20 protein-coding genes and 1 tRNA gene are annotated in these 23240 nt (G+C 58.5%); 7 read left to right on the top strand and 14 right to left on the bottom strand.

What is annotated here, in order from left to right; translation table 11 throughout:
* Positions 1 to 586 precede the first annotated feature (586 nt).
* From ACZM8Y_RS10225 to ileS, 6 genes are all read right to left on the bottom strand, one after another.
* Positions 587 to 662, bottom strand: a tRNA-Ile gene (locus ACZM8Y_RS10225).
* Between the two features lie 9 nt (positions 663 to 671).
* On the bottom strand, positions 672 to 1121 hold the full coding sequence (locus tag ACZM8Y_RS10220; RefSeq protein ID WP_302552939.1) for an NIL domain-containing protein: 450 nt from the start codon (positions 1119 to 1121) through the stop codon (positions 672 to 674).
* 8 nt (positions 1122 to 1129) lie between these two features.
* A complete protein-coding gene (gene ybgF, locus ACZM8Y_RS10215) occupies positions 1130 to 1981 on the bottom strand; it encodes a tol-pal system protein YbgF (RefSeq protein WP_302552938.1) in 852 nt (283 codons plus the stop codon).
* A 63-nt stretch (positions 1982 to 2044) separates the two neighbouring features.
* Positions 2045 to 2245, bottom strand: a complete 201-nt coding sequence (locus ACZM8Y_RS10210) for a PLDc N-terminal domain-containing protein (protein WP_302552937.1) — start codon at positions 2243 to 2245, stop codon at positions 2045 to 2047.
* Positions 2242 to 2748, bottom strand: coding sequence for a signal peptidase II (gene lspA, locus ACZM8Y_RS10205; RefSeq protein ID WP_302552936.1), 507 nt, complete (start codon positions 2746 to 2748; stop codon positions 2242 to 2244). The genes ACZM8Y_RS10210 and lspA overlap by 4 nt, the downstream gene beginning before the upstream one ends.
* Positions 2748 to 5573: an isoleucine--tRNA ligase gene (ileS, locus tag ACZM8Y_RS10200; RefSeq protein WP_482330254.1), complete on the bottom strand. Its 2826-nt coding sequence runs from the start codon at positions 5571 to 5573 to the stop codon at positions 2748 to 2750. The genes lspA and ileS overlap by 1 nt, the downstream gene beginning before the upstream one ends.
* Before the next feature lie 201 nt (positions 5574 to 5774).
* On the opposite strand from ileS, the gene ACZM8Y_RS10195 reads away from it, so the two are divergent.
* Positions 5775 to 6842: a hypothetical protein gene (locus ACZM8Y_RS10195; protein WP_489501721.1), complete on the top strand. Its 1068-nt coding sequence runs from the start codon at positions 5775 to 5777 to the stop codon at positions 6840 to 6842.
* 136 nt (positions 6843 to 6978) lie between these two features.
* Here the strand turns inward: ACZM8Y_RS10195 and clpB are convergent, their stop codons facing one another.
* The 3 genes from clpB to ACZM8Y_RS10180 all read right to left on the bottom strand — a co-directional run bounded on the left by clpB (position 6979) and on the right by ACZM8Y_RS10180 (position 11009).
* Positions 6979 to 9600, bottom strand: a complete 2622-nt coding sequence (gene clpB, locus ACZM8Y_RS10190; RefSeq protein WP_479859603.1) for an ATP-dependent chaperone ClpB — start codon at positions 9598 to 9600, stop codon at positions 6979 to 6981.
* A gap of 116 nt (positions 9601 to 9716) precedes the next feature.
* Positions 9717 to 10025: a chaperone modulator CbpM gene (locus ACZM8Y_RS10185; RefSeq protein ID WP_005025286.1), complete on the bottom strand. Its 309-nt coding sequence runs from the start codon at positions 10023 to 10025 to the stop codon at positions 9717 to 9719.
* A 45-nt stretch (positions 10026 to 10070) separates the two neighbouring features.
* Positions 10071 to 11009, bottom strand: a complete 939-nt coding sequence (locus ACZM8Y_RS10180) for a DnaJ C-terminal domain-containing protein (RefSeq protein WP_308770745.1) — start codon at positions 11007 to 11009, stop codon at positions 10071 to 10073.
* A gap of 211 nt (positions 11010 to 11220) precedes the next feature.
* Between ACZM8Y_RS10180 and ACZM8Y_RS10175 the strand changes: the two genes are divergently transcribed.
* From ACZM8Y_RS10175 to ACZM8Y_RS10165, 3 genes are all read left to right on the top strand, one after another.
* Complete coding sequence (locus tag ACZM8Y_RS10175) at positions 11221 to 13836, top strand: dynamin family protein (RefSeq protein ID WP_302552930.1); 2616 nt, start codon at positions 11221 to 11223, stop codon at positions 13834 to 13836.
* Between the two features lie 121 nt (positions 13837 to 13957).
* Complete coding sequence (locus ACZM8Y_RS10170) at positions 13958 to 14461, top strand: GNAT family N-acetyltransferase (protein ID WP_482330252.1); 504 nt, start codon at positions 13958 to 13960, stop codon at positions 14459 to 14461.
* 17 nt (positions 14462 to 14478) lie between these two features.
* Positions 14479 to 14937, top strand: a complete 459-nt coding sequence (locus tag ACZM8Y_RS10165; protein ID WP_302552928.1) for a CreA family protein — start codon at positions 14479 to 14481, stop codon at positions 14935 to 14937.
* A gap of 1194 nt (positions 14938 to 16131) precedes the next feature.
* Here the strand turns inward: ACZM8Y_RS10165 and ACZM8Y_RS10160 are convergent.
* From ACZM8Y_RS10160 to modA, 3 genes are all read right to left on the bottom strand, one after another.
* The gene (locus ACZM8Y_RS10160) at positions 16132 to 16398 is read right to left on the bottom strand and encodes a SlyX family protein (RefSeq protein WP_479860132.1); all 267 of its coding nucleotides are present in this window, start codon (positions 16396 to 16398) and stop codon (positions 16132 to 16134) included.
* Complete coding sequence (locus ACZM8Y_RS10155) at positions 16395 to 16895, bottom strand: EVE domain-containing protein (RefSeq protein ID WP_479860131.1); 501 nt, start codon at positions 16893 to 16895, stop codon at positions 16395 to 16397. Before ACZM8Y_RS10155 ends, ACZM8Y_RS10160 begins: the two co-directional genes overlap by 4 nt.
* A gap of 1362 nt (positions 16896 to 18257) precedes the next feature.
* Entirely contained in the window at positions 18258 to 19040 is a 783-nt protein-coding gene (modA, locus tag ACZM8Y_RS10150; protein ID WP_308772388.1) for a molybdate ABC transporter substrate-binding protein, read from the bottom strand.
* A gap of 188 nt (positions 19041 to 19228) precedes the next feature.
* Between modA and ACZM8Y_RS10145 the strand changes: the two genes are divergently transcribed.
* Together ACZM8Y_RS10145 and ACZM8Y_RS10140 are read left to right on the top strand one after the other, a co-directional pair.
* The gene (locus tag ACZM8Y_RS10145) at positions 19229 to 20371 is read left to right on the top strand and encodes a TOBE domain-containing protein (RefSeq protein WP_337431712.1); all 1143 of its coding nucleotides are present in this window, start codon (positions 19229 to 19231) and stop codon (positions 20369 to 20371) included.
* 292 nt (positions 20372 to 20663) lie between these two features.
* Positions 20664 to 20891, top strand: a complete 228-nt coding sequence (locus ACZM8Y_RS10140) for a hypothetical protein (RefSeq protein ID WP_479860045.1) — start codon at positions 20664 to 20666, stop codon at positions 20889 to 20891.
* Positions 20892 to 21012: 121 nt separating this feature from the next.
* Here ACZM8Y_RS10140 and ACZM8Y_RS10135 read toward each other — a convergent pair whose 3' ends face one another.
* Complete coding sequence (locus ACZM8Y_RS10135) at positions 21013 to 21768, bottom strand: sulfate/molybdate ABC transporter ATP-binding protein (protein ID WP_479860044.1); 756 nt, start codon at positions 21766 to 21768, stop codon at positions 21013 to 21015.
* A complete protein-coding gene (gene modB, locus ACZM8Y_RS10130) occupies positions 21768 to 22460 on the bottom strand; it encodes a molybdate ABC transporter permease subunit (protein WP_308772265.1) in 693 nt (230 codons plus the stop codon). Before modB ends, ACZM8Y_RS10135 begins: the two co-directional genes overlap by 1 nt.
* A 265-nt stretch (positions 22461 to 22725) precedes the next feature.
* On the opposite strand from modB, the gene ACZM8Y_RS10125 reads away from it, so the two are divergent.
* Entirely contained in the window at positions 22726 to 22989 is a 264-nt protein-coding gene (locus tag ACZM8Y_RS10125; RefSeq protein WP_482330250.1) for a hypothetical protein, read from the top strand.
* Positions 22990 to 23240: the final 251 nt, after the last annotated feature.

The raw sequence follows: 23240 nt of genomic DNA, 5'->3' as shown, positions 1-23240 counted from the left end.
TAAGAGCCCACGAAACGGCGGGGTGGTTCGGAAACGGGCCGCCTTTTTTGTGGCCTCCCCGCCCTGAAAAAAATTTTTCTGTATCGTCAATCTGGGGCCCGTTTTTGGAAAAGGCTGTGTTATAAAAATGGTTGATGCTTTTTTCCTTGAAAGTCCAAGATAACCGGAAAAATGTCTTAGCCGTGGATCCCGCCAAGGGGAAAACCGGAGAAAAAGGCTGTATTTTCATCGCACTGTGGAGATGAAGCAACCACAAGCTATAACAGAGCATTGAAAAAACAACCTCTAACCATGTAAAGAGCAAAATGCCTCTTAGGAGGCTTGTGGGGCCTTGGACGGGTACATGGCAGTATAGGCGCGGCGGTTCTGCCTACGGGGTATGAAGGCTGTTCGTATCCTTATGCCGTGGGGATGCCGATACTGTCGCATCCCTTCCGGCGGGCGGGGGCCGTGTAGGATTGTCCCATGCGGGAAACCTTCACCCCCCTTCACCTTCCATACAGAAAAACCTGGGACAGGACTGGGACAGAATGCCCACCCATAAAAAAATGGGTTACGATATACTTTCGTAACCCATTCATATATTTGGTGGACCCACTAGGACTTGAACCTAGGACGGACCGGTTATGAGCCGGTGGCTCTACCAACTGAGCTATAGGTCCTCAGGGGCGTCATTCGGTCAGAACACCCTCTTCAGGAGCGTCCATCTGCATGGCCCCGACAGGGCAAATACGGATGCAGCGCGCACATACTGTACACTTTTCCTTGTCGAATGCAAGAAGGCGCGTTTTGACGTCCACGGTCAGCGCGGAGGACGGGCACAAAGCCGTACACATGCCGCATTGCATACACTTGTCCTCATTATGCCGGATCCGCTGCGCCACGGGCGAAACCAACACACCCTTTTCCCGCAGGTAACTGATCCCCTTGTCGCAGGCATCGCGTGAACCCGACAGTTCGAGAGTCAAAAAACCTTCCTGCCGCGGCGTGATCTGGGCCGTGCTGATGTTGAAATCAAGGTCAAACAGCCGGGTCAGGTTGCAGACCAGCGGCGCCCCCGAAATGGCCGGGGGAAACGTCAGATGCACGTTGCTGCGGTAGGGCTTGGCTTCCTGGCTCATGGCGCTTCCTACATCTTGTGGTCTTTCATGAGCTGTGCGGCGCGGGTCGCTTCAGGCGACTTGGGGAACTTCTTGACGAGTTCCTGCAAACGGACTTTGGCGGCGTCCTTCTTCCCGGCCTTGATGAAGCACATCCCCTGCTTCAGGTACGCGGAAGCGGCCTTCCCGCTCGAACCATACTTGGAGATGACCTGTTCGTAATCCAGTGCGGCGGCCGGGAAATTCCCAAGCTGGTAGTTGCACTCGCCGCGCCAGAACCACGCGTTGGAAATAAGCCTGTGCTTGGCGTAGGTGTCCGTGAAGTCCGAGAAGGACTTGAGGGCCTGCTTATAATTGCGGGCGTTGAACGACTGCACGCCGTTGTCGTAGAGGGCTTTGGCGATGTCGCTCTGCGCCTGCGTCTGCGGGGCGGCCTGCTGGGGGGCGGGAGCGGCCTGCTGGGGCTGCATGGCAGGCGCGGCGGTGGCGTCGGCCATGCCGGGCGTGGCGGGAAGCGTTCCGGGATCGCCCGGAGCGGCGGCCACGGGCAGTTCCATGCCGAACTGCGTGGCGATGGCCTGCAGCGCGGCCTCATGGTTGTTTACGCGCTGGGCGAGGCCGGGAAGCCCGCCAGCAGCGGCCGTAGCGTTGTTGAAGTCGTCGATCTGCCCTTTCACGGCGCTCATCTCCTGACGCAGGGACTGAACCTGCGCCCACGTGTCCGCCTGTGCGGGCTGCACGCCGGAAAGCTGGCTGCTCAAAAGGCGGATCTGCTGCTCCTGCTGGTTCAGGCGCATCTGCATGGCGTCCATCTGGCTATTGACGCAGCCGGTCAGAACGAGCGATCCCAAAAGCAGTGGAAAGATATACGGCTTTTTCATTGTATTACCCTAAAAGAAAGGATTTGGACAATAAAGATACGCCCTTTACCAAGAGAACTCAAGTCAGCGGGCGCGCCGCCAGCCGAACAACACATAGGCCACGCCGCCGAAGACGGGAACAAACACGCAGGCGAGCATCCACAGCACCCGCTCAAGCGGCGTTTCAAAGGTATGGCTGAAGGCGTGCCAGATACCCCATAAATTCAGCAGCGCGGGCAGAAACAACAGCGCGATCTGCCACCATTCAAGCGAAAACAGGCTCACGACGCCCTCCCTGACGGGCCTTTCAGCCACATGCTGAGGCAAACGAGCAGCGCGCCGCAACAGATGGCGATGTCCGCCACGTTGAACGCGGGCCAATGCCATTGGCCGACATAAAAATCCAGAAAATCCACAACGGCGCGGAACCGGATGCGATCCACAAGGTTGCCCACGGCCCCGCCGAGCACCATGCCGAGCCCCCAGAACAGCAGCTTTTCGCCGCGATGGGCCGAACGCGCAAGCATGAATATCACGCCCGCCGAAACCAGTGTGGCCGCGAAGAACAGCCAAAACTGCCATTCGATGTCGGATCGGTTGAGGAAGCCGAACGCGGCCCCGCGGTTGCGGATGTTCACCAAATCAAAGAAGCCGGGGATGACCGTCACCGCCCCGTAATAGGGCAGTGACGCCATCACCCACAACTTGGTCAGCTGGTCGAGCACAAGCGCGCCGACGCCGACGCCCAAAACAACCCTGTAACGGGTATCCTTGCCCGGCTCTGCCACTACGCGAGTTCCTTCATAACGGCGGCGCAGCGCGGGCACAGCGTCGGGTGTTCGGGATCGGAGCCGAGCTCGTCACTGTAAATCCAGCAGCGCTCGCACTTCTCGCCAACGGCCTTTGCCACGCCCACGGCCAGCTTGCCGCATTCGGCAATGTCGGCCTGAGCGAGATCGGCGGGCGCGTCGGCAAGCGGAGCCAGATGGAGCTGGGACACGATGCACACGGCGCGCAGATCCGTGCCGATGCCGCCGAGCACTTCCAGCAGTTCCGGCGAGGCGTACAGGGTCACGGCGGTGTCCAGCGCGTGCCCCACGGTTCCGGCCTTGCGGAGCGGCTCGATGGCGCGGGTCACTTCGGTACGCGCGGCGAGCACGGCTTCCCAGCGCCTGCGGGCGGCATCGTCCAGCAGGAAGGCGTCCGCATCCATGAGCTGGAAGGCGAACACGCTCTTCGCGCCGGGATGCAGGGCTTCGGGGATGTGGCGGAACACTTCCTCGGCCGTGAAGCTCAAGACCGGGGCCATGTCCTGCACGAGCATCAGCAGGATGTGGTACAGCGCGGTCTGGGCGGAACGGCGGGCGCGGCTCGCGGGCGCGGAGGAATACAGGCGATCCTTGAGGATGTCTAGATAGAACGCGGACAAATCCGTGGAGCACAGGTTGTGCAGGGAATGGAAGACCTTATGGAATTCATAGTCCCGGTAGGCGTCCTGCACGCGCTGGTGCGTGCGCGCGGCGACGTCGAGGGCATAGCGATCCAGCGGATCCATGTCCTTCACGTCCACAAGGTCGGCCTTCGTCATGTCGTTCAGGTTGCCGAGCAGGTAGCGGCAGGTGTTGCGGATGCGGCGGTAGGCGTCCACAAGGCGGTTCACGATTTCCACCGAAATGCGCACGTCCTCGCGGTAATCCACGGAAGACACCCACATGCGGATGATTTCCGCGCCGTGCTTGCTGATGATCTCGTCAAGCTCAATGCCGTTGCCGAGGGACTTGGACATTTTGCGGCCTTCGCCGTCAACCACGTAGCCGTGCGTGAGCACCGCCTTGTAGGGCGGGACGCCGCGCGTGCCGATGGACGCGAGCAGCGAGGAGTGGAACCAGCCGCGGTGCTGATCCGATCCCTCAAGGTAGAGGTCGGCGGGGAAGCCCAATTCGGGGCGCTTTTCGAGCACCGCCGCGAAGCTCGTCCCGGAGTCGAACCACACGTCGAGGATGTCGGATTCGCGCTTCCAGTGTTGGCCGCCGCACTTGGGGCACTTCAACCCTTCGGGCACGATGTCCTTCATGTCGGCTTCATACCAGTAGTCGCAGCCGGTGGGATGTTTGGCGAACCGGGCGGCGATGTCGCGCATCCATTGGGGATCGTTCCAAGCCTCGCCGCAGTCCTCGCACAGCAGGGCCAGAATCGGCACGCCCCACAGACGCTGGCGGGAAACGCACCAGTCGGGGCGCTGTTCGATCATGTTGTAGATGCGTTCCTCGCCCCAGCCCGGAATCCATTCCACGTCGTTGCGGATGGCCTTCAACGCCTTCTGGCGCAGCCCGTTGGCGTCCATGCTCACGAACCACTGGGTCGTGGCGCGGAAGATGACGGGATTTTTGCAGCGCCAGCAATGCGGATAGGAGTGCGTGATGTCGGCCTGCCCCATCAGGTTGCCGACTTCCTTGAGCTTCTCAATGACGTTGGGGTTGGCCTTCTGCACCTGCAACCCGGCGAAAAACTCCACGCTGTCGAGGTATTCGCCGCGGTCGTTGAGCGGGGAATAGATGTCGATGCCGTACTGGAGGCAGACTTCATAGTCCTCGCGGCCGTGTCCGGGAGCGGTATGGACGCAGCCGGTGCCGGCGTCGAGCGTCACATGGCCGCCGAGGATCAGCAGAGACTCGCGGTCGTAGAACGGATGGCGGGCCTTGATGCGTTCAAGCTGCTTCCCGGCGGCGATCCCCACGGTCTTTACGCCGTCCATGTCCCAGCCGCACGCCTTGGCGACGCTTTCGACGAGTTCCGTGGCGAGCACGTACTGGCTGCCTTCGTATTCGACCAGCGAATATTCAAATTCAGGATGCAGCGCCACAGCCATATTGCTCGGCAAGGTCCACGGGGTCGTCGTCCAGATGATTACATAGGCGCGGGACGGATCGGCTTTCTCAAAAACCGTCTTGAGCTTGTCGTCGGCCAGCGGGAAGCGGACGTAAATGGACGGCGACTTGTGGTCGGCATACTCCACTTCGGCCTCGGCAAGCGCCGTCTGGCAGGAACAGCACCAGTAAATGGGCTTCTTGCTGCGGACAACATTGCCCTTTTCCACGAAATTCGCCAGCTCGGCAGCCGTGGCGGACTCGTATTCGGGGAGCATGGTCTTGTAGGGATGATCCCAGTCGCCGAGCACGCCAAGGCGCTTGAATTCCTTGCGCTGGATATCGACGAACTTGTCCGCGTACTGGCGGCAGCGGCGGCGCACCGCATAGGGAGGCATTTCCTTTTTCTTTTCGCCAAGCTCGTGCTCAACCTTCAATTCGATGGGCAGGCCGTGGCAGTCCCAGCCGGGCACATACACGGACTGCTGCCCCTGAATGTTGCGGGACTTGATGGTGATGTCCTTGAGGATCTTGTTCAGGGCATGGCCGAGATGCAGATGGCCGTTGGCGTAGGGCGGGCCGTCGTGCAGGCGAAAAGAGCCCCGGCTGCCCGAAGCTTCCAGCATGGCTCCGTAAATATTGTTCTCTTCCCACCAGCGCAGCATTTCGGGCTCACGCTGGGTGAGATTGGCTTTCATGGGGAAGGATGTATTGGGAAGATTCAGGCTCTTTTTGTAATCGCTCATGGACAGGCTCCTTATATATCCACACCAAAGTGTAATCGAAAAATTGTGCTTCAAGGCTGCGCGGTTGTCAAGAAAGAACGAAGGGAAAACGCCGCCCTCCCCGCCCGATTGCCATAGGCATGGGAGGATGATAGAGGGGACGGGACGTAAGGGGCGAAAGCCGTCCCAAGGACGGCTTCCCGTGGCCCCGCCCGGCCTCGCATGATGTTTCGGCTGCGTGATGCGGATACCCGCCTGCGTCCCCGCCGCGCCATGCGTGACGCTTCCGCATCAGGGAAAAGCTGCCCAAACCGGTATGCCCCCGCGCAGGCGGCGTCAAACGAGGAAAGACGTGGCGGAAGAGAGAGAGAGAGAGAGAGAGAAAGAAAGAAAGAAAGAAAGAAAGAAAGAAATGTCCCCCGCAGGCGGCGTCAAATGTTCGCCCAGATGATGCCCTGCGCGGCTTCGCGCCCCGCCCAGCACAGGCAGCCAAGGCATCCCCACAGCATACCCAGCCCTCCCGGAACAAAACCCCGCCCAAGACGAGATTACGGGGGCTGCCAAGGCTCGACAACGCGGCAACGCCGCATCCCCCGGAGGCCATCCATGACCTTTCCCCGGCCCTGCCTGTACGCCCTGCTTGCGGCGTGCCTTCTGCTCCCCGGCTGCGTCGCCAACCAGTACGCCATAAAAATCAATGCCGTCACCAACGGCGACATCCAAACCGGCATCGGGGACGTTTACTATATCATGGCGGTCAAGGGCCAAGAGGACGATCTCGTCTTTCTGGAGCTCAAGCGGAACCTTGAAAGCGCCCTGCCCGAAGCAGGCCTGAAAGTGACCAGAAGCCTCCCCCACGCCACGGCGGTGCTTTTCGCGGGATACAAGAGCCGAACGGTCGCCCGGCAGACGACCGTTTCCGAGCCCGTCTACGGCGTGACGCGGGTCGAAACCAGAGGTACGGGGGAATACATCAACACGTTGACGGGGAAAACCGGCAGGACATCCGTTTCAACCCCGACCTACGGCGTTACGGGCTACAAGAACACCCAGAAGGAAGTGGCCCAAAACAAGATCGTCCTGCTGCTTGCCGCCGATTCCCTGAAAACGAAGAAAAAAATGTGGGAAACGATCGTCACCTATACCGGGGACTCGTTTGACAACCGCAAAATGCTGGGCGTGATGGTCACGGGCGCCAAGGAGTACCTCGCCCAAACCACCCCCGGCGACACATGGCTGGAAGTCAGCGAATCCGACGACGGCATACTCAGCATCAAGGAAAAGCAGTAACGGTTCCCGCCCGCTGGACATCTTACCTATACGGGGACAATGGAAAAGGCTCTGGCGTGGAATGCGGTTGCTTCATTCCATGACAGAGCCTAAAAAAGGGCGGAAAGCGCCTCCGCCTTCCGCCCTTTTCCGAACCTTATTGCAATGGCTGTACGGTATCGCCCGACTTCACGCCGAAGGTCAAACCGTCTTCGGCGGCATCAATGACCACCCGCTGATCGTCGCGCACCTGCCCGCCGATGATGAACTTGGCGAGCGGCGTTTCAACGTGGGACTGCAAGTACCGCTTGAGCGGGCGGGCCCCATAGTGCGGATCATAGGCGGCATCCCCGATGAACTCGTGGGCGGCCTCGGTCAGTTCCAGCGTAATCTTGCGCTCCTCAAGCCGCTTCTGGAGCCGACGCAGCTGGAGGTCGATGATCTGGCCGATCTGTTCGGGGAGCAGCGGCTTAAACAGCACCGTCTCGTCCACGCGGTTCAGGAACTCAGGCTTGAAGTGCTGGCGCAGTTCGCCCATGACTTCCGTATACACATCCGAGGCGAACGAGCCGTCCGGATTGATGCCGTCGAGCATCTTGTACGAGCCGATGTTCGAGGTCATGATCACGATGGTGTTGCGGAAGTCCACCGTACGGCCCTGGCTGTCGGTCAGCCTGCCGTCGTCGAGGAGCTGCAGCAGGGTGTTGAACACGTCCGGATGTGCCTTTTCGATTTCGTCGAACAGGATGACGCTGTAGGGCTTGCGGCGCACGGCTTCGGTCAGCTGGCCGCCTTCGTCGTAGCCCACATAGCCGGGAGGCGCGCCGATGAGCCGCGCCACGGAATGCTTTTCCATGTATTCGCTCATGTCGAGGCGCACGATGTTCTCTTCGCTGTCAAAGAGCGCTTCGGCCAGCGCCTTGCACAGCTCCGTCTTGCCCACACCCGTGGGGCCGAGGAAAATGAACGAACCCTGCGGGCGCGAAGGGTCGGACAGCCCGGCCCGCGTACGCAGCACGGCGTCGGCCACGGCCTGCACGGCCTCATCCTGCCCGATCACGCGCTCATGGAGCTTGTCAGGCAGATGGATGAGCTTGTCGCGTTCGGACTGAAGCAGCCGCGTGACCGGAATGCCGGTCCAGCGGGCCACGATGTCCGCCACATCGTCGGGGCGCACTTCCTGCTTGAGCAGGCGCGGCGCTTCCTGACCGTTTTCGGCTTCGTGGAGACGCTTTTCCAGCTCAGGCAGCTTCGCATACTTGAGTTCGGACGCCGTCTGCAAATCGCCGCGGCGGGTCGCGTCCTCAATGGCGAGGCGCGTCTGTTCGATCTCGCCCTTGAGATCGCGCACGACGTTGATGACGCCCTTCTCATTTTCCCACTGGCCCTTGAGCTCGGCCTGCGTCATCTGAAGGTTGCGGAGTTCGTTTTCCAGCTTCTCCAGACGCTCGCGGGACGCGTCGTCGGTTTCCTTGCGCAGGGCCTCGCGCTCGATTTCGAGCTGCATGACCTTACGGTTGGCTTCGTCCAGTTCCGTGGGCAGCGAATCGATTTCGGTACGGATCATGGCGGCGGCTTCGTCGATCAGGTCGATGGCCTTGTCGGGAAGCTGGCGGTCGGTGATGTACCGGTTGGACAGCACCACCGCCTCCACAATGGAGGAGTCGCTGATGCGCACGCCGTGGTGCACCTCAAACCGTTCCTTCAAGCCGCGCAGGATGGAAATGGTGTCCTCCACGGAGGGCTCCTCCACCAGCACGGTCTGGAAACGCCGCTCCAGCGCCGGGTCCTTTTCGATGTACTTGCGGTACTCGTCAAGGGTCGTCGCGCCGATGCAGTGCAACTCGCCGCGAGCCAGAAGCGGCTTCAGCAGGTTGCCCGCGTCCATCGCGCCGTCGGTCTTGCCCGCGCCCACGATGGTGTGCAGCTCGTCGATGAACAGGATGATCTGCCCTTCGGATTTCTGCACTTCGGACAGCACGGCCTTGAGCCGTTCCTCAAATTCGCCGCGGTACTTGGCGCCCGCGATGAGCGCGCCCATGTCCAGCGCGAAAATGGTCTTGTTCTTGAGCCCTTCCGGGACGTCGCCCTTGACGATGCGGTAGGCGAGGCCCTCCGCGATGGCGGTCTTGCCCACGCCCGCCTCACCGATGAGCACGGGATTGTTCTTCGTGCGGCGCGACAGGATGCGGATGACGCGGCGGATTTCCGCGTCACGGCCGATCACCGGGTCGAGCTTGCCCTTGCTGGCGGCTTCGACGAGGTTGCGCCCGTACTTGCTGAGCGCCTCATAGCTCTCTTCAGGGTTGGCGGAAGTCACGCGGTGCGGGCCGCGGACAGCCATCATCGTCTCGGTGAACTTCTCGGCGGACAAGCCGGCATCCGCCGCGACCTGACCAAGCCCTGTGGAGGCGGGTTCGCGCAGCAGTTCGGCAAAAATATGCTCCACGCTGACGTACTCGTCACGCAGACGCTTGGCGAGGGCCTCGGCGTTGGCGATAGCCTTGGCGACCCGCTGCGAAATCGTGATCGTGCCCATTTCCGCGCCCGGCCCGCGCACGGAGGGGCGTTTTTTCAGCACCGCCTCCAGCGCCGTGACCAGCGCCTTGGGGGCGACGCCGACGCGCTCCAGAACGCGGGGGACAAAGCCGTCTTCCTGATTCACCAGAGCGAGCGCCAAATGCTCGGCGTCCACTTCCTGATGACCGTACTGGGCGGCAAGCCCCTGCGCCGTGGTCAGCGCTTCACGGGATTTTTCGGTAAATCTGTTGATATCCATAATGGTTCACCTCTATTGCGTTGTAGCGCAGCAGCGGCGCCCGAGACAAAATGACCGAACGCAACACAACTGCAAAAGTGATATCACTATCGCTTTCTCTCTAACAATAAGGCGTACTAACGATCTGTCAACTCACGAATACGCAACTCTAACGTTGCGATACGGTCCAGCAGGTCCATTACTATGGAGCCGCCGAGCGTGTGTAGTTCGAAATCGCTGCACAGCCGCTCAAGCTTGCGGATACGGTATACGTCATCCTGCCGGAACAACAATGCGGCTTCCGCCGTGCGCGTGGGTTTGAGCCACCCGATGTCCATCAATTCGGAAAGGCGATCCGGGGTCGTCCCGGTCAGTTCCAGAAATTCGCCCCAGACGATAAGGGTCGAACGGCTCGGCACGTCCTTTGTATTCTGCAAAAGTTCCATATGCTCATCTCCCCTGACATTGTCCTTCAAAAACGGAACGCGGCGTTATTTTTCCGCCGCAAGGGCTTCCCACAGTTCACGCTGCTTCGGCGTGAGATCCTTCGGCGCGTCGATGCCGACCCGCACATACAGATCGCCGCGCGACTTCGCCGGGCCAAGGCCCTTGCCGCGCAGACGCATCTTCTTCCCGCTTCCGGTCCCGGCGGGAATGGAAAGCTCGACGTTCCCGTCAAGGGTGGGGACTTTGACCTTCGCCCCAAGCACGGCTTCCCACGGTGCAATCCGCACCTCGTAGATGAGATCCGTGCCGTCAACATGGAACAACGAATGCGGCGCGAAACGTATCCGCAGATACAGATCGCCCTTCGGCCCGCCGTTGGGCGAATCATAGCCCTGCCCGGCAAGGCGGAGCTTGGCGCCGTCCTTCACCCCGGCGGGGATATTCACTTTCAGGGTCTTGGTGCCGTCCCCGCCCTCAAGCGTAAGGCTGCGCTCGCCGCCCTTCACGGCGTCCTCAAGCGTGATGGAAATATCGGCCTCAATGTCGCGGCCCCGCTGCGGACGCGAGGCATAGCCGCCGAACGGGCCGCCGGCGCTCCCCCCCTGACGGCTGCCGAACAGGGTTTCAAAAAAGTCGCTGAACCCGGAGCCGTCAAAGCCTTGGCCGCCGAATTCCTGCCCGTTGAACGTAAAGCGCGTACCGCCGCCGTAGGGGTTGCCCCCGCCGAACGGATTGCCGCCGAACTGCTGGCCCTGCTGCCAGTTGGGGCCGAGCTGGTCATACATCTTCCGCTTCTGCTCGTCTTTGAGAACTTCGTACGCCTCGTTTATTTCCTTGAACTTTTCCTCGGACTCCTTGTTTCCGGGGTTGAGATCCGGGTGGTACTTGCGGGCGAGCTTCTTGAAGGCTTTTGCGATTTCATCCTTGGAAGCTTCGCGCCCCACACCCAATATTTTGTAATAATCCTTATATTCAACACTCATAGTTTAGCCTCCTCATGGACACGCCTGTCTGTGCGCGCAAGGCCGCCTTCACTCTTCACGCGGCCTTAACTGATCATATGTAAAGCTGATCCCATTCCAGTCAAGACGATGAGAACCCCGCGGGGCCCCCTCCCAACCATTGAAAAAAAAAGGCGTTGCGGCTAGGTACAAAAGGTACGGGCCGTTTACCGACCAGCAAAGGAGCCTCCCCATGCCCTCCCGTCCCACCTCAGCCTCCATGCTGTCCATGCTCCCCCAACCCATCCAGCCGATCCCCGGCGACTCCTTCAACGACCGCATCCTGTTGCTGCTCGCGGCGGTCGCCACGACGGACGACATGCTCACCTACCGGGAATACCAGCTTGTGCAGGAGGCGGCGCAGGCCATTTTCGGGGAACGCGCCCTCCATGCCGAGCTGCAAGCCAAACTCCACTACGCGCTCCTGAACCCGCCGTCCGATCCCGCCGACATCGCCCGCGACATGGCGAACCAGGCCGACGCGCAAAAGGTCTCCTCCACATTCGTGGACACCATGCTGAAGGCGCTCTCCCGCATCGGGGGGCAGGAGGAGCGGATCGACGAAAAAGCGCGGTCGCTCGTCAACGACATCGAATGGGCCTTCCGCAAGTCCCGCCTCGAACGCAGCGCGGGCCGGGGCATCGGCTTCGGGCTCAACGTCGGGGAAAGCCTCGGCGGGCTCTGCCGCAAGGCGGCCAACGTCCTGCCTTCCCGGAAGGAAATCGCGGGCTGGTTCGCGCCCGAAACAAGCCAGTTCAACGCCGACATGGAGCGTTCCGCCAATTCGCTCGACCGCATCGCGTGGACGCTCGACGACATGGATCTGCGCGAAGAGCTGTATATTTTCCGCAAGATGCTGCGCCGCCAGCCGTTCAAGATCGTCATCGTGGGCGAACGCAAACGCGGCAAAAGCTCGCTCATCAACGCGATCATCGGACAGGAGCTGTCCCCGGTGCGCGAGTCCACGCCGGAAACCGCCACCGTGGTGGAATTCAAATACGCCCACGCCCCGGACTACAGCGTGCGGTTCCTCGACTCCAGCCAGTTCGCCCGGCTTGAGGACTATCTCGAAAACGAACAGGACAACCTGCTGCTCACCCGCAAAATCGAACACATCCGCAAGGGGGTGTCCGACGGCACGTTCATCCCCGGCAAGCTGCTTTCGGGCATCACCTGCTGGGACGACCTGTCCGACTACATCAGCCTTGAGGGGCGGTTCTCAGGGTTCGTGGCCCGCGTCAGCGTGGGCCTGCCGCTGGACACGCTCCGGGCGGGCGTCGTGCTCGTGGACACGCCCGGCCTCAATGATACCGATCAGTTTCATGACTATCTTTCCTACGAGGAAAGCCTTGAGGCGGACTGCGTCATCTTCGTCATGGACGCCCGCGATCCGGGCTCCCATTCCGAACTGTCCCTGCTCCGCAAGCTGGCCCGCAGCGGGCGCACGGTCAGCATCATCGGCGTGCTGACCAACATCGACCGCCTGAACAGCGCCGCCAGCCTCGAAGCGGCCCGCGAACAGGCGCGCACCGTGCTGCGCGAAGCCTGCCGGAGTTCCGGCCATGTGGAACTCGCCGGGATCGTGGCCCTCAATACCCGGCAAGCCGTCGAGGAGCGCTGCCGGGAAGGTTCCGCCCTCTCGGAAACGCTGTCCAAGGTGTCGCGCTCCGTGTCCGGCTGCGGGGAGCTTGAGCAGCTCCTTGCCCTCCTGCGGGAAATCATGGACAGGGACGCGGGCAAGGAGGCATACCGCCGAAAAATCGCGGAAGCCTACTCCCGGATCGCCGACTCCGCCCGCGAACGGCTCCGCCAGCATGTGCAGGAATACCGCGAATCCCTGCCGAACCCGGAACTGCTCGGTATGCTGGACGCGCACGCCAAACAGCTTTCCGCCTCCGCCCTCTCCTCGCTGGAGCAGGCCCGGCAGGTCGTGAACGCCGCCGCCAAGGACTTGGACGCATGGGACGAATCCACGGAGAAGGCGCTGAACAAGTTCCATGAAACGCTGGTGCTGCGGCTCATGGACGCCGTGAACCGCAAAGTGGCGGATCTCGGACACCAGTTCGCCAGGGATTCCGTCTGGAGGGAATTCGACGCCACCGAAGCACGGGCCATTGCCCGGCGCGCCGTGGACGAGTTCCTCGACGAGCAGCGCGGCATCCTCCACACGTGGGAAGACAAGCTCCGCCTCTTTTCCGCACGCATGGACGAATTTTCGCAGGAATGCCTTGCCCGCCTGAGCTCCAACATCGACGGCCTGCAAGACGATCCGGGCGAAGTGGACGGCGGCTCCTCGACGGCCACGCACTTCCTCGTACAGACGCACCGGCACATGAAGAACCTCGCGGTATTCACGACCGGGCTCACCGTGGGCCGCCTCACCGCGCTCGGGCCGATCTCGATACTTGTTACCGCAGGCAACATTATCGCGCTGGCGGCGGCGAGCCCCCTCGCGGCGGCCGTCTTCGCGGCCGTGGCCGGGACCGCGGGACTGCTCTACCACCTCGGCCGCGAGGACAAGCGCAAGGCCGCCTTCCTCGACAAACGCCGCCGCGAAGCCGAAGAATACGCCGAGCGGGTATGCGACGCACTCCGGCAGGAACTCGCCGTGGTCAGGGAAGATCTGGGCAAGGCGTACGAATTCGAGGTCAAGCGCGGCTTCGCCCCCGCTTTGGAAAGCCTGTTCCACCAGTCCGTGCATCTGCGCCTGTTCCTTGACGTGATGCAGAAAATCCGCAGCGACGTTTCCCGCTACGACGCGCATGTACAGAAGCAACTGGAACAGCTCGGCGGCGTGCTGGAACGCTGAACCAAGCCCCCAGCCGAGCTGGTTTCATTTCAACCTATTGGAATAATATACTTACAAAACAGCTAGGTTCCGTCCGGCCTACCTCCCCACCCCCGAACATCCAGCCCTCCAGAGGCTTGCCATGACCATCAGACAAGCAGCGCCCCAAGACTTCGACGCCATCTATTCCCTTGTCAAAACGGCATTCCAGACCGCGAAAGTCTCCGACGGCGGCGAACAGGATTTCGTCCTCAAACTCCGTAAGGGGCGCTACATCCCCGAACTGGAGCTTGTCGCTGAAGAGAATGGCGTACTCATCGGTCACATCATGCTGACCGGGGCGTCCATCCGCGAAAACGGCGGCTGCTTCGATACGCTGATCCTCGCCCCGCTATCCGTGGCGCTCGAATGGCGCGCCAAGGGCATCGGAGCGGCCCTCGTCCGTGAGGCCCTCGCCAAGGCCGCCGCACTGGGGCACTCGTCCGCCGTGCTCATCGGCGATCCTGCCTACTACAACCGGTTCGGATTCCATTCAGCCGCATCCATCTCCTATCCCGGCGTTCCCAAAGAATATACGCTTGCCTGTGAGCTCATGCCCGGCGCGTTGCGCAACATTTCGGGTTCCATCACCCTTCCCGATTGTTAACCCCCAAAGGAGAAACCATGCTCAAGCCATACGCCAGCCTTGCCCTGCTCTGCTCCCTGCTCCTCCCGTCCTTCGCCTATGCCGACGATTCCGATGTGGGCTGCGTCACCACGGAATGGAAACTGCTCGGAGCCAATCACAAAGTCTGCGTTTCGGCCTTCAACGATCCCGACATTCCGGGAGTGGCCTGCTACATCAGCCAAGCCAAAACCGGCGGTGTTTCCGGCTCGCTTGGGCTTGCCGAAGATCCGTCCAACTTCGCCATTTCGTGCAGTCAGGTCGGCCCTATCGAAATCCCCGCCAAGCTCCCCAAGCAGGCCAACGTGTTCCGTGAATCGACATCGGTCTTTTTCAAGGCCACCCGCGTCACCCGCATCTGGGATGCCAAGCGCAACACGCTCGTCTATCTCGCGGTCAGCCGCCGCCTCGTAGACGGCTCTCCCTTCAACGCGATCTCCACGGTTCCTGTGAAGTAATAGGGGAAGAGAGAGAAAAAATGTGGGGGAGGGGAACCTTTCTGGAGAAAGGTTCCCCTCCCCCACACCCCCTCCCTTCCCAAGACTTTCGACCTTATCGAATCCCTCATATCGGCTTTCCCGGACGGCAAAAAAGCCTTCCCAAGAACAGGGAAGGCTTTTCTTTTGGCTCTGTTATAGTTTGTGGTTGTTTCATCTCCACAATAAGGTGAAAATACAGCCTTTTTCTCCGGTTTTCCCCTTGGCGGGATCCACACGGCTAAGGCATTTTGCCGATTATCCCTTTGGAACTTCAAGGAAAAAGTATCAACCATTTTCTATAACACAGCCTTTCTTTTTGAGGGCATCCACTTTTGGCTAGGGCACTGTCATGGAGTATGGTTGCTTCATTTCCATAGTATGATGAAAAATACAGCCTTTTTCTCCAGTTCTTCCGCTGGCGGACTTCATGGCTGAACCACTTTATTGATTATTCCTTTAGGCCGTGTCGCCAATTAGATATACTATGTTGAAATTATTTAACAATTTTTCAAGTCGCAAAAATATTATTTTAATGATTTTAATAGTTATATGTAAAAAACAACGACACAACCTAGTGCTTCAATAAATAAAGCATCAATCCGTTCCTATGGCACGGCCTTGAATAGTTTCAAAAATCATATGAAGTTGCATAGGATATAAAGCTCTGGCATAGAATATGGTTGCTTCACATCCACAGTGTGGTGAAAAAAGAGGCTTTTTCTCTCATTTCCCCGTTGACGGACTCTATGATTGGGGGATTTTATTGGTTATTCCCTTGGCATTGAGAAAAATAAAGCATCAACCACTTGCTATGACGCAGACATAAAATTTAAAGCTGTGTTATAGAAAATGGTTGATGCTTTTTTCCTTAAAGTTCCAAAGGATTAACCGATAAAATACCTTAGCCGTGGATCCCGCCAAGGAAAAAACAGGAGAAAAAGGCTGTATTTTGACCGCGCTGTGGAGATGAAACAACCACATACTTATAACAGAGCCCAATTTAACCATCCAACGTGCAATGCCCTTTCCTCGTATTAAACGATTCCCTGCAACAGGGATTCGATAAAGTCAAAAGTCTTTGGGGAGGAAGGGGGAGGTTTGGAGGGGGAAGGAGGGGCTTTCTTCAGAAAGGCCCTCCTTCCCCCTCCAATCTTTTTCCTAGCCGAACAAAAGCTATGCTAGCCTCATGTAATGCGGCGGCACGGTCGCTTCTCCGCCTTCGTTGCCGACAAGCTCCCAAAGCTCACGGAACTTCTCCTCAACGGCTTCCACGCGCCCCTGAAGATCGTCCAACTGCCTCTGCTGAAGCGTTATCGCCTCGTTGAGGGCGGAAAGCGTCCGCTCCTGAAAATAGACCTGCTCCTCCAGCCGCTCCAAGCGGGCGATACGGGCCTCCAGCGCGGCAAGTTCGGCATCGGGAGAACGCAAAAGCTCGCTCATGCCTTCACCTCTTGCCCCGCCGTCCTGTCCGCGGCGAGCTGATCCGCCAGCCTGACGATGGCGGCATAGGCTTCGGCCTCCACAGGCTGCACGGAGAGGCGGCTTCCGGTCTTCATGAGCTCCATCCCCGCCAGCTCAGGAACAAACCGCAGCAGGCTGCGGGGAACCGGCGGATCGAATCGCCGCACCAGCTTCACATCCACCATGTACCAGCGGGGATCGTCCGGCGTGGCCTTCGGATCAAAATGCCCGGCATCGGGATCCTGCGCCGTGAGATCGGGATGCCCTTCGCGCACGATTTCCACAATCCCGGCGATTTCAGGATTCTTGCCGCTGTGGTAGAAGAATCCCAAATCACCTTTCTTCATGTCGTCGCGCATGAAATTGCGGGCCTGATAATTCCGCACGCCGTCCCAACTCGTGGTCTGGGCGGGCGCGTTTTCCAAATCGGTAAACGAATAACAACCGGGTTCGCTTTTAAAAAGCCAATGCCGCATGATTCCGTGCTCCTGAAAAAATGAGGATTCGGGAATATTGTTCCCTGAATCCCCATTCCTTGCAAGCTTTTTGCTTTCCCAAAGGCTGCTTCACAAATCGCCTGTCGAATAATTTAAAGGCTGCATCATAGGAAATGGCTGATGCTTTTTTCCTTGAAATTCCAAAGGAATAACTCATAAAATGCCCCAATTATGGAGTCCATCAGCGGAAAAACGGATAAAAAGGCTGTATTTTCACCGCACTGTGGAGATAAAACAACCATAAACGATAACAGAGCCTTTCTCTTTATCAACCGTAAACTTGAACAGAACCTTTAGAAAAACATCAATATTGATTGTTGGTTGACAGAGTTAGAAAAATGCAGGGTTCTGAAGATGTTGTAAATGGCTTCCGGCGGCAGGCATGGGCCTGACCCGGCGGTAAGTTTGCAGGAATTGATTGGGAAATTCTATTGTTCGGTGAGTAGCTTTTTTAAATGGTTTGGTTTTGTCATATACATGGTTGTTTTATTTTCACAGTATGCTGAAAATAGAGACTTTTTATCCGGTTTTCCCCTTGACGGGATTCACTGATAAGGCATTTTTCCGGTTATCCCTTTGGATCTTCAAGGAAAAAGCATCAACCATTTTCTATAACACAGCCTTTCTAAAAGCCGCTGTCATAGCATATGGTTGTTTTATCCCTGTAATATACTGAAAATATGTGTTGCTATTTAATTTTTCACTGATAAACTTCAAGGTTGAGGGCTTGTTATTGGCTATCCCTTTAGAGCTTCAAGAAATAAAGCATCAACCGTTTCCTATGACACGGCCTTCTAAAAAACGCCAATATACTTTTTACACGCCCTCTTCCCCTCCATTACGCAGCCCTTCGCACTAAAAAGGATAGGAAACCTGCTCCAACGGACTTGAAGAGCAAGATACTCCAAGGCCGGGAATAATAAACCCAGCCAAACAAACTTCCACACCGTTCCCCCCACACTTGGGGGAATCCATAAAAAAGCCTCCTGCCGAAGCGATGCCGCAGACGAAACAATCATCCAACATCGTTCGAGAGGAGGCGACAGAAAGGCCCTGTCATGGCATGTGGTTGCTTCATCTCCACAGGGCAGTGAAAATACAGCCTTTTTCCCCGGCCTTCCCCTTGGCTGAGTCCGAGCCTAAGGCATTTTACCGGTTATTCCTTTGGAACTTCAAAGAAAAAACATCAACCGTTTTCTATGACACAGCCGACAGCAAAAGAACAGCCGCGAACAGGGATTCGATAACGTCGAAAGTCTTGGGAGGGGAGGGATGGGGTGTGGGGAAGGGAGGGGAACCTTTCTCCAGAAAGGTTCCCCTCCCTTCCCCACATATATGCAGCTACTTCTGCGGCTTGCTGAAGCCGTACTTGGCAAGCACGGCCTGTCCTTCGGGAGAGAGCACGAAATTGACGAACTTCGCGCCGCCGTCACGGTTGCTGCCCGTGGTCGCCACGGCGATGGGGTACAGGACAGGCTTGTGGCCATCCATCACGGCAGCCACCTTCATCTTGTCGCCGCCCTGCTTGGCGTCGGTGCGGTAAACGAAACCGGCGTCAACCTCGCCACGGCCCACATAGTCCAGAGCCTGACGGACGCTCGCGCCGAAAACATACTTCGGCTGCAACGTTTCCCAGAGGCCGGCGGTCGTCAGGGCCGCCTTGGTGTAGCGGCCGGCGGGTACGGAGTCGGGATTCCCCACGGCGATGCGCTTGACTTCGGGCTTGGTCAGATCCTTGGCTCCGGTCAGGTTGAGCTTGCTGTCGGAAGGAACGACCATAACGAGATCATTGAGCGCGAAATCTTTGCGCGTGGCGGTATCGACCAGCTTCTTGGCCGCCGCTTTGTCCATCGTTTCCTGATCCGCGGAAGCGAACACATCGACGGGAGCCCCCTCTTCCATCTGCTTGAGCAGGGGGTTGGAGGCCGCAAAGTTGGTATGCACCTTGATGTCGGGGTATTTCTTCTCAAAAAGCCCCTTTATCTCCGTGAACGCATTCGTCAGGCTGGCTGCGCCGGAAACCGTGATTTCCTGCGCCGCAAACGCCGGAGCCGCCAAAAGGAGGCACCCCAAAAGGCCGAACGCCGCATTTCGGGCACACCGACGGAAAAAACGCTTATCCATGTCCATACTCCTTTGTTGTTCGACTGTTGCGGTTCACGAACGGTAACCTTTTCACCAATACCCCCCTTGCGTTTTCCCGGCAATCTTGTCACTCTTTTGGGAAACTGCGTGACTGGCTTTCGCCTACATCAGCCCGTGGGATAGCCTGCATATCCCGAAAAGTCGCTTATCGGTACAGAGGAGATTCCATGCAGGAAGAAATAACCCGCCTTGTTCAGGGGCTTGACGACTCCGCCCTGCGGTTCATCGAAGCCTGTGTCCGCCATGAACGCGAAACCCGCAGCGCGCCCCAGGCCCCGCCCCCGTCCACGCCGCACCCCGGCGGCCAATTCACCGTCCCGGAAAATGTCAGGCATCTGACCTCGGAACAGCTCGACGCCGTTTCCAAGGCGTTTCTTGATTGGTACAAGGCGTCCGCCTCCACGACGCAGAGCCGCTCAAGGGGACGGCTGTGGCTGGTTTTTCTGCTCATCCGCTACGGTGCGCTGCGGCTTGGCGAAGCCCTGTCCATCGACGACCGCACGGATCTCGACTTTGCCCGCTCCATCGTCAGCGTCCGGGGGCAGAACCCCAGGGAGCTTCAATTCCCCGAAGCCATCATGGCGGAAATCCGGCAAGTGCTGGAGTCCCCTCTCATGTTCGGCCTGCGCGGTGAGGTGCTGCACCTTGATCAAGGCTATGTGCGCCGTATCTTCTATGAGCGGGCGAAAGACGTCGATCTGCCGAAGGAGCTCCTCAGCCCCCGTGTCATTCGGCACTCGCGGGGCATTGAACTTCTGCGCGGCGACGTGCCGCTCAAGATCGTCCAGCAGTTCCTCGGGCAGCAGAGCCCGACCCTGACGGCAAGTTACCTTCACTTTTCCCGTGAAGACGCCCGAAAAATCGTCCATTCCCATATTAGGAGGGAAGCTATGAAAAAAACCAGCGCCCGCAACGCGTTTACCGGAACCATTAACCGCATCAAGCGCGGCGATCTGCTCGTTGAAGTGGAAATCCTGACTTCAACCGGCCTTCAGGTCGTCTCCGTCATCACCGCCGAAAGCGCCGACAACCTCGAACTCCGCGAAGGCATCAACACCACCGCGACGATCAAGGCCCCGTGGGTCATCATCAGCACCGGCGACGCGCCCACCAGCGCCCGCAACCACTTCTCCGGCAAGGTGCAGAGCGTCCAGCTCGGAGAAATCGAAGCCGAAGTCATCGTCACCCTCGACGAAGGCTCCACCGTCTGCGCCGTCATTACCTCCCAGAGCGCCCGCATGCTCAAGCTTGAGCCCGGCAAGCCCGTGTCCGTCCTGTTCAAGGCGTTTGCCGTCGTTTTGGGGATATAGCTGAAATCTTGGGGAGGGGAGGAAGGGCCTTTCTGAAGAAAGCCCCTTCCTCCCCTCCCCAAACCCCACCCCTCCATCCCCAAAGACTTTCGACTTTATCGAATCCCTGTTGCAGGGCTTGCCCGCCTCTGACCTCGGCAGCCTCCACACGGAGTTCATTGAATCCCTGTTGTAGGGATTGCCCCAAAAGGCGTCACGGGATCTGACTGGCATAGTTAGGCAATACAGTGAATATACAGTATTTTCCATAAGTTCTCTGTTGACGAAATCCCAAAGTGAAGGATTTCAGTGATTGCTTGTTTGGAGCTTCAAAAAATATCAGCCGGTTATTACAATGGAGCTAAACAAAAAGCCTTCCCCGGACTGGGAAAGGCTTTTTGTTATGGCTATGTCATGGGAAATGGCTGATGCTTTTTTCCTTGAAGCCCAAAGGAATAATCAGCCCTATACCTTAGCTATGGATTCCGCCAAGGGGAAAGCCGGAGAAAAAGGCTGTATTTTCATCGTGTTGCGGAGATAAAAAAACAACCACATACTGTAACAGAACCTTTGTTCTCAGTGAAGAGGTTGGAAAGAACGAGGGCGGTGGAAAAAGGAAACGGCGGCGCTTCGTGCTTGTTCCTTCCACCAGGCTGTTCCGGCTATACTTCAACCAATGAGGCAAGAAGCGAAAGCGCGTCCGGCTCGTTCGCCCGGCGGGAAGGATAGTCGTCGAGGATATGCTTGATCGTGCCATTGCTGTAGACGGCCAGCGAGTCCGCAAAGGCGTCCACATCGGCGGGATCATGGGTGATCAGCACGACGGGGATGTTCCATTCGTCGAGCAGGGCGCGGATCTCGCGGCGCATCCTGACCCGGAGGAGCGGATCCAGTGCGGCAAAGGGTTCGTCCAGCAACAACATCCGGGGCGCGGTGATAAGGGCGCGGGCCAGTGCGACGCGCTGCCTCTGGCCCCCGGAAATTTCACGGGGATACCGCTCGGCCAGATGCCCGACCTCAAAGCGTTCCAGAAGCGCCTCCACGGATTTACGGGCCGCGGGGGAAGGGCGGCCGAAGAAGGTCCGCTTCGTCTTGTCGAGCGCGAATTCCACGTTCTTGCGGACTGTCAGGTGCGGGAACAGCGCATAATCCTGAAAGACATACCCAAGATGGCGCTCACGGGCCGGGAGATCAATGCCCTGTTCCGAAGCGTACAGCACGTCGTCCCCAATCTTGATGTATCCGCCGTCAGGCCGGACCAGCCCCGCCAGCGACTGGAGGGTAAGCGTCTTGCCGGAACCGGAGTGCCCGAACAGGACAAGCCGCCGTGTGGCACAGCGCAGGGACACCTCAAGGGAAAAACCGTCGCCGCGTTTCCGCCCCGTGGCGAGGCGCTTGCGGATCTGCACATCAAGCATCAGCGGCCTCCCGCCTTTCCGCCGAACAACCTGTCGGCAACGACAAGAATGGTAAGGCACAGGCACGACGTCAATACGACCAGGATCGTCGCCTGCTCGTCGTTGCCCGCCTGAAACGCGTCATAGATGGCAAGCGCGAGGGTCTGCGTCTTTCCGGGAATATTGCCCGCGATCATCAGCGTCGCGCCGAATTCGCCCATGCCCCGCGCAAAGGCCAGCATTCCCCCGGCGACGATGCCGCGCCACGCCAGAGGCAGCGACACCTGCCAGAAAACTTTCCACTCCGACGCCCCAAGCGTGCGGGCCGCGTTCTCAAGGCGCGGGTCCACCAGTTCCAGCGCGGCACGGGCGGACTTGTAGATCAACGGAAACACGACCACCGTGGCCGCAACCACGGCCCCCTGCCACGAAAAGATTAGGTTGATGCCACACTCAGCCAGCCACGGCCCGATGACGCCGCGCCGCCCGACCAGCAGGATAAGATAATAGCCCAAAACCGTGGGCGGCAGTATCATCGGAAGCGTACACATGGCGTCCAAGACTGCGGAAAAAGGCGAACGGCGGCGGGCCAGAAGCCATGCGGCGGCGACCCCGGCGCAAAACGAGGCGGCGGTCGCAAGGCCCGCAACCTTCAGCGACAGCAAAATCGGCGACCACGGGATCACCCCGTCCGCGAAAAACTCGGAAATCATGCTCATGCCCCCGGACATGCCTGAATCACGTTCCCACCGCAATCCAGTCACGAAAACGGAAAAAAGAGAGACCACAACGGATCTGAAAGCGCCGAGCGGAACCCCCCTTAAAGAAAGGTTGTGTCATAGGATAGGAAATGGTTGATGCTTTCTTTAAAACTCCAATAACCAATAAAAGCTCTCAACCATAGAGCCCGCCGGCGGAAAATGTGGAGAGAGAGAGAGAGAGAGAGAGAGAAGAAAAAGAAAGGCTCTGTTAGAGTATGTGGTTGTTTCATCTCCACAGTGCTTTGAAAATATAGCCTTTTTCTCCAGTTTTCCCCTTGGCGGGATCCACGGCTCAGGCATGTTGTCGGTTATTCCTTTGAAACTTCAAGGAAAAAAGCACCAACCATTTTCTATGACACAGCCAACGAAAATAACCCATAACAAGCCCAAACGACAGCTAGCCCCCCAAAAAAAACATCATAAAAAAGCCGTGCCAGAAAAAATGATTGATGCTTTATTTCCTAAAGTTCCAAAGAAATAACCAATAAAAGTCCCAAGCATGGAGTCCATCGACGGAAAAATGAACAAAACATCTGTATTTTCAGCATACTGTAGGGCTAAAACAGCCACATGCTATGACAGATCCAAAAAGAAATGCTTCCTTGCCTTTCCTTGACGCAGTTCCGGGAGACGGATGCCAAGGCCCAACTCTTCCAATCCCCCCGTCCCGCCGCCGACCCTTACGAAAGTTTTAGGGGGATAGGGGTGGGGTTTGGGGAGGGGGAAGGGAGC

The sequence above is a fragment of the Bilophila sp. genome (assembly GCF_057864385.1).
The sequence above is the reverse complement of the archived record's forward strand: the minus strand, read 5'-3'. Positions and strand labels throughout refer to the sequence as shown.